This is a genomic window from Brevundimonas sp. (assembly GCF_031082345.1).
In the GTDB taxonomy this organism is placed as follows: domain Bacteria; phylum Pseudomonadota; class Alphaproteobacteria; order Caulobacterales; family Caulobacteraceae; genus Brevundimonas.
This window is the reverse complement of the sequence record NZ_JAVHLH010000028.1, coordinates 10,794-18,143: the sequence shown is the minus strand read 5'-3', so window position 1 is coordinate 18,143 and position 7,350 is coordinate 10,794. Positions and strand designations below refer to the sequence as shown.

Genomic DNA, 7,350 nt, shown 5'->3' with positions numbered 1-7,350 from the left:
CCAACGTCCGCTTCCGCGACAACACCCAGCTGATGAACATCTGCCAGCGGATCGTGTCGCAGGTCGGCCGCCGCGTCGACGAGAGCTCCCCGATCTGCGACGCCCGCCTGCCGGACGGCAGCCGCGTCAACGTCATCGCCCCGCCGCTGGCCATCGACGGCGCGACCCTGACGATCCGGAAATTCAAGAAAGACAAGCTGACGATGAAGAACCTGGTGGAGTTCAACTCCATCAGTCCCGAGGGCGCCCGGGTCCTGGGCGTCATCGGCGCGTCGCGCTGCAATCTGGTCATCTCGGGCGGCACCGGCTCGGGCAAGACCACCCTGCTGAACACGCTGACCGCCTTCATCGACCCGACCGAGCGCGTCATCACCTGCGAGGACGCGGCCGAACTGCAGCTGCAGCAGCCGCACGTGGTGCGTCTGGAGACCCGGCCGCCCAACCTCGAGGGCCAAGGCCAGATCACCATGCGCGATCTGGTCAAGAACTGCCTGCGCATGCGTCCCGAGCGGATCATCGTCGGCGAGGTGCGCGGTCCTGAGGCCTTCGACCTGCTGCAGGCCATGAACACCGGCCACGACGGCTCCATGGGCACGCTGCACGCCAACAGCCCGCGCGAAGCGATCAGCCGGATGGAGTCGATGATCACCATGGGCGGCTATGGGCTGCCCTCGAAGACCATCCGCGAGATGATCGTCGGCTCGGTCGACGTCATCATCCAGGCCGCGCGCCTGCGCGACGGCTCGCGTCGCATCACCCACATCACCGAGGTGGTCGGGCTGGAGGGCGACGTCATCGTCACCCAGGATCTGTTCGTCTACGAGATCACCGGCGAGGACGAGAACGGCAAGATCATCGGCCGCCACCGCTCCACCGGCATCGCCCGTCCGCGCTTCTGGGATCGCGCCCGCTACTACGGCCTCGAGCGCGAGCTGGCCGAAGCCCTCGACGCGGCGGAGTAGCCGCCATGCTCCCGATCCTCGCAGCGGTTCTCGCCTTCATCACCATCGGCGGCCTGGGATGGGCCTTCGTCGGCGGCGGCGACTCGTCCGAGGCGGCGATCAAGCGGGCGCAGAATTTCGGCGGTCCGAAGCAGAACACCGCCGCCGCGCGCAAGGCCGCCGCCGCCAACACCCCTGAAGCGCGCCGCAAGCAGATCATGAAGCAGCTCCAGGAGTCGGAGCGCGCCTCGCGCAAGGCCCGCATCAGCCTTGAGGCCAAGCTGAAGCAGGCCGGCCTGTCGACCAGCGTCAAGACCTTCTGGATCACCAGCGCGGTGATGGGCGTGATCGCCCTGCTGCTGGCGCTGGTTCTCAGCGGCAACATCCTGATCGCGGTCGGCGCCGCGGTGGTTTTCGGTCTGGGCTTGCCCCGCTGGGTGGTGGGTTTCCTCGGCAAGCGCCGGATGAAGAAATTCTCCAGCCATTTCGCGGACGCCGTCGACGTCATCGTCCGCGGCATCAAGTCGGGCCTGCCGGTTCACGACTGTTTCAAGATCATCGCCCGGGAAAGCCCGGCGCCGCTCGGCGGCGAGTTCCAGATGCTGGTGGAGGGTCTGGGCGTGGGCCTGACACTGCAGCAGGCGCTCGAAAAAATGTACGAGCGCATGCCGACGCCGGAGCTGAAATTCTTCGCCATCGTCATCGGCATCCAGCAGAAGACCGGCGGCAACCTGGCCGAGGCGCTGGGCAACCTGTCGACCGTGCTGCGCGCCCGCAAGATGATGGGCGAGAAGATCAAGGCGCTGTCGTCCGAGGCGACCGCCTCCGCCGGCATCATCGGCTCGCTGCCGCCGGCCGTGATGATCCTCGTGAGCATCACCACCCCGGCCTACATGGCCAAGCTTTTCACGGAGCCGCGCGGCCAGTTCATGCTTCTCATCGCGGTGATGATGATGGCCCTCGGCGTCTTCGTCATGAAGCGCATGATCTCGTTCAAGTTCTAGGGGGCCGACGTGGGAGACATCATCGGCTTCATCACCAACCTGCAGAACCTGCTCAGCATGGGCGTGGGCGTGCTCGTGTTCGCCACCCTGGTGACCCTGCTCGGCTCGCTGGGCGGCGAGGCGAAGCTGGAAGGGCGGATGAAGGCCGTGGCCGTGCGCCGCGAGGAACTAAGGCGCCGTTCCCGTCAGGCCATCGCGGCCCAGAACAGCGGACCGCAGAACCTTCGGCACACCGACGAGGGCTTCAAGAAGCGGGTCGTCGAGCGTCTGAACCTGACCAAGCTGCTGGAGGACCCGAAGGTCGCCGACAAGATGGCCCAAGCCGGCTACCGGGGACCGAAGCCGCTGACCACCTTCTACTTCTTCCGCTTCTCCATGCCGTTCGTCATGCTGGCGCTGGCGGCCCTCTACGTCTTCGTGCTGAACGATTTCGGCCTGACGGTGATGGTGCGGCTGACGATCTGCATGTTCGCCGCGGTGATCGGTTTCTACGGGCCGAACATCTTCCTCGCCAACCGCATCTCGAAGCGCCGCACCTCGATCATGCAGGCCTTTCCGGATGCCCTGGATCTGCTGCTGATCTGCGTCGAGGCGGGCATGTCGATCGAGGCGGCGATCCAGAAGGTCAGTCAGGAGATCGGCGGCTCCTCCATCGATCTGGCCGAGGAAATGACCCTGCTGTCCGCCGAACTGAGCTACCTGCCGGACCGGCGCATGGCCTATGACGGCCTGGCCAAGCGGACCAATCATCCGGGGGTCAAGTCGGTGGCGACCGCGATGACCCAGGCCGAGACCTATGGCACGCCGCTGGGCTCGGCCCTGCGGACCATGGCCAAGGAGAACCGGGAGATGCGTCTGTCGGCGGCGGAGAAGAAGGCGGCGGCCCTGCCCGCCAAGCTGACCGTGCCGATGATCCTGTTCTTCCTGCCGGTGCTGTTCATCGTCATCCTGACGCCGGCGATCATCAGCATCCAGGATACGATGGCCAAGGGCGGCTAGGCTTCGGCCGCCGCCTTCAGCGCCTCGGCGACGGAATCGACGCCCGCCCGCAGCGCCCTGCGGTGACGGTCGAAATGCATCTCGCCGCGCAGACCCGAGAAGATGAAACCGTTGGCGACGATGCAGCTGCCAGGCTCCAGCTCCTCGATCTCGAAATAGCGCAGCGCCTTGAACCACAGGCCCCGCTTCTCCACCCAGACGAGCTGGGCGAAGGGCTGCCATTCACCGACGCGGACCGCCGCCCGGCGCTCCGGCAAACCGGGGATGGCTTCGGTCAGTGCGATCGTTCCGCCATAGGCGATCGTGCCCTCGACGGACGTCTCGACCGGATTCCAGCGATCCCAGCCGGACAGGTCGGCGATCTGGTCCCAGATCTGGTCGGTGGACGCGCGGACGCCGATGCGTCTTTCGATACGGGCGGTTTCCATCATCTCGCTCTGCCACGGCTTGTTGACGCTGAAAAGGCCGGGCGGCGGACGGGATCAGCGATTGCCCTCGGGCCCGGGTTGCGAGGCGGGCGGCGTCTCCGGCGAGGGCGTCTCGTCGCGACCGGGCAGGTCGGGCGGACCGACACGAAGCCGGGGGCTGGCGAAGCAAAGGATGGTGGCGGCCGCCAGCAACAGGGCGTTGGCGACAAACGGCGCCGGTTCGGACAATTCGTAGAGCGCCACCCCGATCACGGGCGGACCGAGAAAGCTCAGACCGGCCAGGGACATCATCAACCCCGCCACGGAACCCTGCTCGTGCGGACCGACCGACAGGGATGAGCCGGCCGTGAACCCCGGGCGGGCGAAGCCGACGCCCATCGAGACCACGGCGTAGCCGACCACGACGCCGTAGTAGCCTGGCGAGGAGATGCTCATCAGATTCCCGACCAGGGCGAGACCGGCTCCCCACCGCATCAGGTCGCGGGGCTCCAGCTTCAGCAGCGGAATCAGGCCCCACTGGACCATCAGGGTCGCCGCGGCGCCGGCCAGCATGGCGATGCCGATGAACGGCTGGGCCGCCCGCGCCTCGAGGCCCGAAGCGGCCAGTTCGTCGATGATGTGAAAGCCCAGCACCGAGATGTTGACCGCCTGGGCCCCGGTCACCAGCAGGCCGTACAGCAGGTAGTCACGGACGCGGGGATCCTTCCACAAGCCCTTGCCGGCGTGTCCGTGGCGGCCGCTGGGCGAGGGTTTCCGGACCACCTCGCCGCTGGGCAACCGCCGCCAGGTCACGAACAGCACGACCAGGCCGAGCAGGGCGAAGGCGTACATCGGGCCCGCCAGGCCGACGAGCGGCAGGACGAAGAACGGCGCCAGCGCCGGTCCCACGACGGTGCCCAGTCCCTGGGCCGAAGCCAGCAGCGACATGGCTTGGGTGCGCTGTTGCGGCGAGGTGCGGTCGGCGACATAGGCCTGCGACGCGATCGGGGCCGCCGAGCCGAAGACGCCGTAGACCGTTCTCGCGACGGCCATCAGGGTGAAGGCGATCCCCGCGCCGAGCCATCCTTCCAGTCCCGATGTCGCGGCGAGGCCGAAACCGCTCATCGAGACGATGAAGCCGCCGAGGCCGATCAGGATGACTTTCTTGCGGCCGAGCCGGTCAGACAGCCGCGCCCAGAAGGGCGAGGCCACCGTCCACATCAGGGCCGAGATGGCGAAGGCGCCCGCGACCAGGGTGTCCGACAGGCGGAACTCGCGGCCGATGGCGGGCAGCACCGACTGCAACGCCATGTTTCCCGCCGCCGCGATCAGGCTGACCGAGAACAGGATCGCAAAGGCGGGGGAGCGGAGGTTCACGCGCGGACATTAGGCGGCGGCGAAGCCTTGCGGAAGCGGGCATCGTCCGCGACGGTTGCGGTTCCACACGGGGAGACCGCCGCCATGAACGTTCGAAGCCTGCTCGCCGCCGCGGTCGCCGCCGCGGCGCTCTCCCTTCCCGCCGGAGCGAGCCATGCCCAGTCCGTCGACGTGGCGGCGTCGGTCGAGGCGGTGACGCCGCGGGTGGTCGCCTGGCGGCGCGACCTGCACGCCCATCCGGAACTGGGCTTCGCCGAGACCCGCACGGCGGCCATGGTCGCGGATCACCTGCGGTCGCTGGGGCTGGAGGTGCGCACCGGGGTTGGCAGGACCGGGGTGGTCGGGATTCTGCGCGGCGGGCGACCCGGCCGCACCGTGGCGCTGAGGGCCGACATGGACGCCCTGCCGGTGCTGGAGGCGACGGGCCTGCCCTTCGCCTCCACGGCGACCGGCTCCTACATGGGCAATACGGTGCCGGTGGCGCACGCCTGCGGCCATGACGCCCATGTGGCCATGCTGATGGGCGCCGCCGAGGTGCTGGCCGGGATGAAGGACCAGATCGCCGGCACGGTGGTGTTCATCTGTCAGCCGGCCGAGGAGGGTGCGCCTCCGGGCGAGCCCAAGGGCGGCGCAGCCCTGATGATCGAGGACGGCGCGCTGGCCGATCCGCGACCGGACGCCATCTTCGGCCTGCACGTCGTGCCGGGGGCGCCGGGAACGCTGTGGTACCGTCCGCGCGGCTTCATGGCGGCGTCCGACCGGGTCGACATCACCCTGAACGGACGGCAGACGCACGGCGCCTGGCCGTGGAAGGGGATCGACGTCATCTCGGCCTCGGCCGACGTGATCCAGACGATCAACAGCCTGACCGCCCGCACCATCGATCCGACCACGACGCCGACGGTGTTCACCATCGCGACGATGGATGCGGGGGTCCGCTACAACATCATTCCCGACCGGGCGGTGCTGTCGGGGACCTTGCGCACCTTCGACATCGCCCAGCGCGACGATCTGGTGCGGCGGGCGGAGATTGCGGTCGGCAATGTGGCGGAGAATTACGGCGCCACCGCCGAGTTCGGCGTGCGCCAGAACGCGGCCCTGGTGTTCAATGACGAGGCCCTGTCGGCCTGGCTGGCGCCGGTGCTGGAGGAGGCGGCCGGCGAGGGCAGGGTCAACGCCGGGGCCCCGCCGACCACGGTGGCGGAAGACTTCAGCTATCTGTCCCAGGAAGTGCCGGGGGTGTTCTACCATCTCGGGGCCAGCGCCGACGGGGTCGATCCGGCCAGCTCGCCGCCGAACCATTCGCCGGCCTTCGACGTCAATGAAGTCGTGCTGCCGGTCGGGGTGCGGGCGCATGTGCTGACGGCGCTGAGGTTCCTCGAGCGGCCCTGAAATCAGGCTCCGGCGGCAACCACGTTCCTCAACGACCCGGCAACCATCGGGGCGCATCCTCGTCCGGTTTTGCGGGAGTGCGCCATGAGAAGCCTGCCGGTCCAATTGCCGCCGATGACCCTGGAACGCAGGGGCAGCGCGCGGCGCGAGGTCTTCTATTTCGTCGTCGCCTTCGCCGCCATGTTCGGCGGGACCCTGCTGGGTATCGACCTGCTGTTCTAGGCGCGGTCGAAGAAGGTGGTGATGACGCGGCGGTAGACCTCCGCCAGCGCCTCGATCTCGGCGACGGGCGCGCGCTCGTCGACCTGGTGCATGGTCTGGCCGACGAGGCCCAGTTCCAGCACGGGCGCCATGGCGCGGATGAAGCGGGCGTCCGAGGTGCCGCCGGTGGTCGAGGCTTCGGGGCGGCGGCCGACGGCGGCCTCGACGGCGTCCTGCACCCCGGTGACGAAGGCGCAGGGCTCGGTCAGGAAGGCGTCGCCCGAGCACAGATGCTCCAGCTCGATGCGCAGGCCGCTTTCGGCCTGGGCCTCGCCGGCCATGGCGTTGAGCCAGGCGATCAACTGGTCGCCGGTATGGGTCGGATTGAAGCGGATGTTGAGCCGCGCCCGGGCCTCGGCCGGGATGACGTTGGTGGCCGGATTGCCGATGTCGATGGTGGTGATTTCGAGATTGGACGGCTGGAAGCCCTGATAGCCGTCGTCAAGCCGGTGGTCGGCCAGCCGGGCCATCAGCCGCGCCATGACCGGGGCCGGATTGGCGGCGCGGTCGGGATAGGCGACGTGGCCCTGTTTGCCGTGGACGGTGATCCAGCTGTTGAGCGAGCCGCGCCGGCCGATCTTGATGGTGTCGCCGAGGGCGTGTTGGGACGAGGGTTCGCCGACGACGCAGGCGTCGATGACCTCGGCCTCGGCCATCAGGGTCTCGACCACGCGCTTGGTGCCGTGCAGGGCGGGGCCTTCCTCGTCGCCGGTGATCAGCAAGCTGAGCGAGCCGGGGACGTCGCCGTCGGCCAGTACCCGCGAGACGGCGGCGATCCAGGCGGAGATGCCGCCCTTCATATCGACCGCGCCGCGGCCGTAGAGCACGCCGTCGCGGACTTCGGCCTCGAACGGCCCGGCGGACCAGGCCTCGGCCGCGCCGGTCGGGACGACGTCGGTGTGGCCAGCGAAGCAGAGGTTGGGCGAGGCGGCGCCTCGTCGGGCGTAGAGGTTCTCGATCCCCTCAAAA

At 68.6% G+C, this 7,350-nt stretch carries 8 protein-coding genes; 5 read left to right on the top strand and 3 right to left on the bottom strand.

Annotation, left to right across the window (positions count from 1 at the left end; translation table 11 throughout):
* The 3 genes from RDU12_RS03365 to RDU12_RS03355 form a co-directional block, all read left to right on the top strand.
* On the top strand, positions 1–962 hold a 962-nt coding region (locus tag RDU12_RS03365), incomplete at its 5' end, for a CpaF family protein (protein ID WP_308684097.1).
* Between the two features lie 5 nt (positions 963–967).
* Positions 968–1,945 (top strand): type II secretion system F family protein, encoded by a 978-nt coding sequence (locus tag RDU12_RS03360; RefSeq protein WP_300289979.1) that lies wholly within the window; start codon positions 968–970, stop codon positions 1,943–1,945.
* Positions 1,946–2,002: 57 nt separating this feature from the next.
* Positions 2,003–2,944, top strand: a complete 942-nt coding sequence (locus RDU12_RS03355; RefSeq protein ID WP_374990183.1) for a type II secretion system F family protein — start codon at positions 2,003–2,005, stop codon at positions 2,942–2,944.
* Here RDU12_RS03355 and RDU12_RS03350 read toward each other — a convergent pair.
* The gene (locus tag RDU12_RS03350; protein ID WP_300289977.1) at positions 2,941–3,372 is read right to left on the bottom strand and encodes an SRPBCC domain-containing protein; all 432 of its coding nucleotides are present in this window, start codon (positions 3,370–3,372) and stop codon (positions 2,941–2,943) included. The genes RDU12_RS03355 and RDU12_RS03350 overlap by 4 nt on opposite strands.
* 54 nt (positions 3,373–3,426) lie before the next feature.
* Positions 3,427–4,728, bottom strand: coding sequence for an MFS transporter (locus RDU12_RS03345; RefSeq protein ID WP_300289976.1), 1,302 nt, complete (start codon positions 4,726–4,728; stop codon positions 3,427–3,429).
* A gap of 84 nt (positions 4,729–4,812) precedes the next feature.
* Between RDU12_RS03345 and RDU12_RS03340 the strand changes: the two genes are divergently transcribed.
* On the top strand, positions 4,813–6,120 hold the full coding sequence (locus RDU12_RS03340; protein ID WP_300289975.1) for an amidohydrolase: 1,308 nt from the start codon (positions 4,813–4,815) through the stop codon (positions 6,118–6,120).
* Between the two features lie 84 nt (positions 6,121–6,204).
* Entirely contained in the window at positions 6,205–6,342 is a 138-nt protein-coding gene (locus RDU12_RS03335) for a hypothetical protein (RefSeq protein ID WP_300289974.1), read from the top strand.
* Here the strand turns inward: RDU12_RS03335 and dapE are convergent.
* The coding region (gene dapE, locus RDU12_RS03330; RefSeq protein WP_308684096.1) for a succinyl-diaminopimelate desuccinylase at positions 6,339–7,350 on the bottom strand (1,012 nt) is incomplete at its 5' end. The genes RDU12_RS03335 and dapE overlap by 4 nt on opposite strands.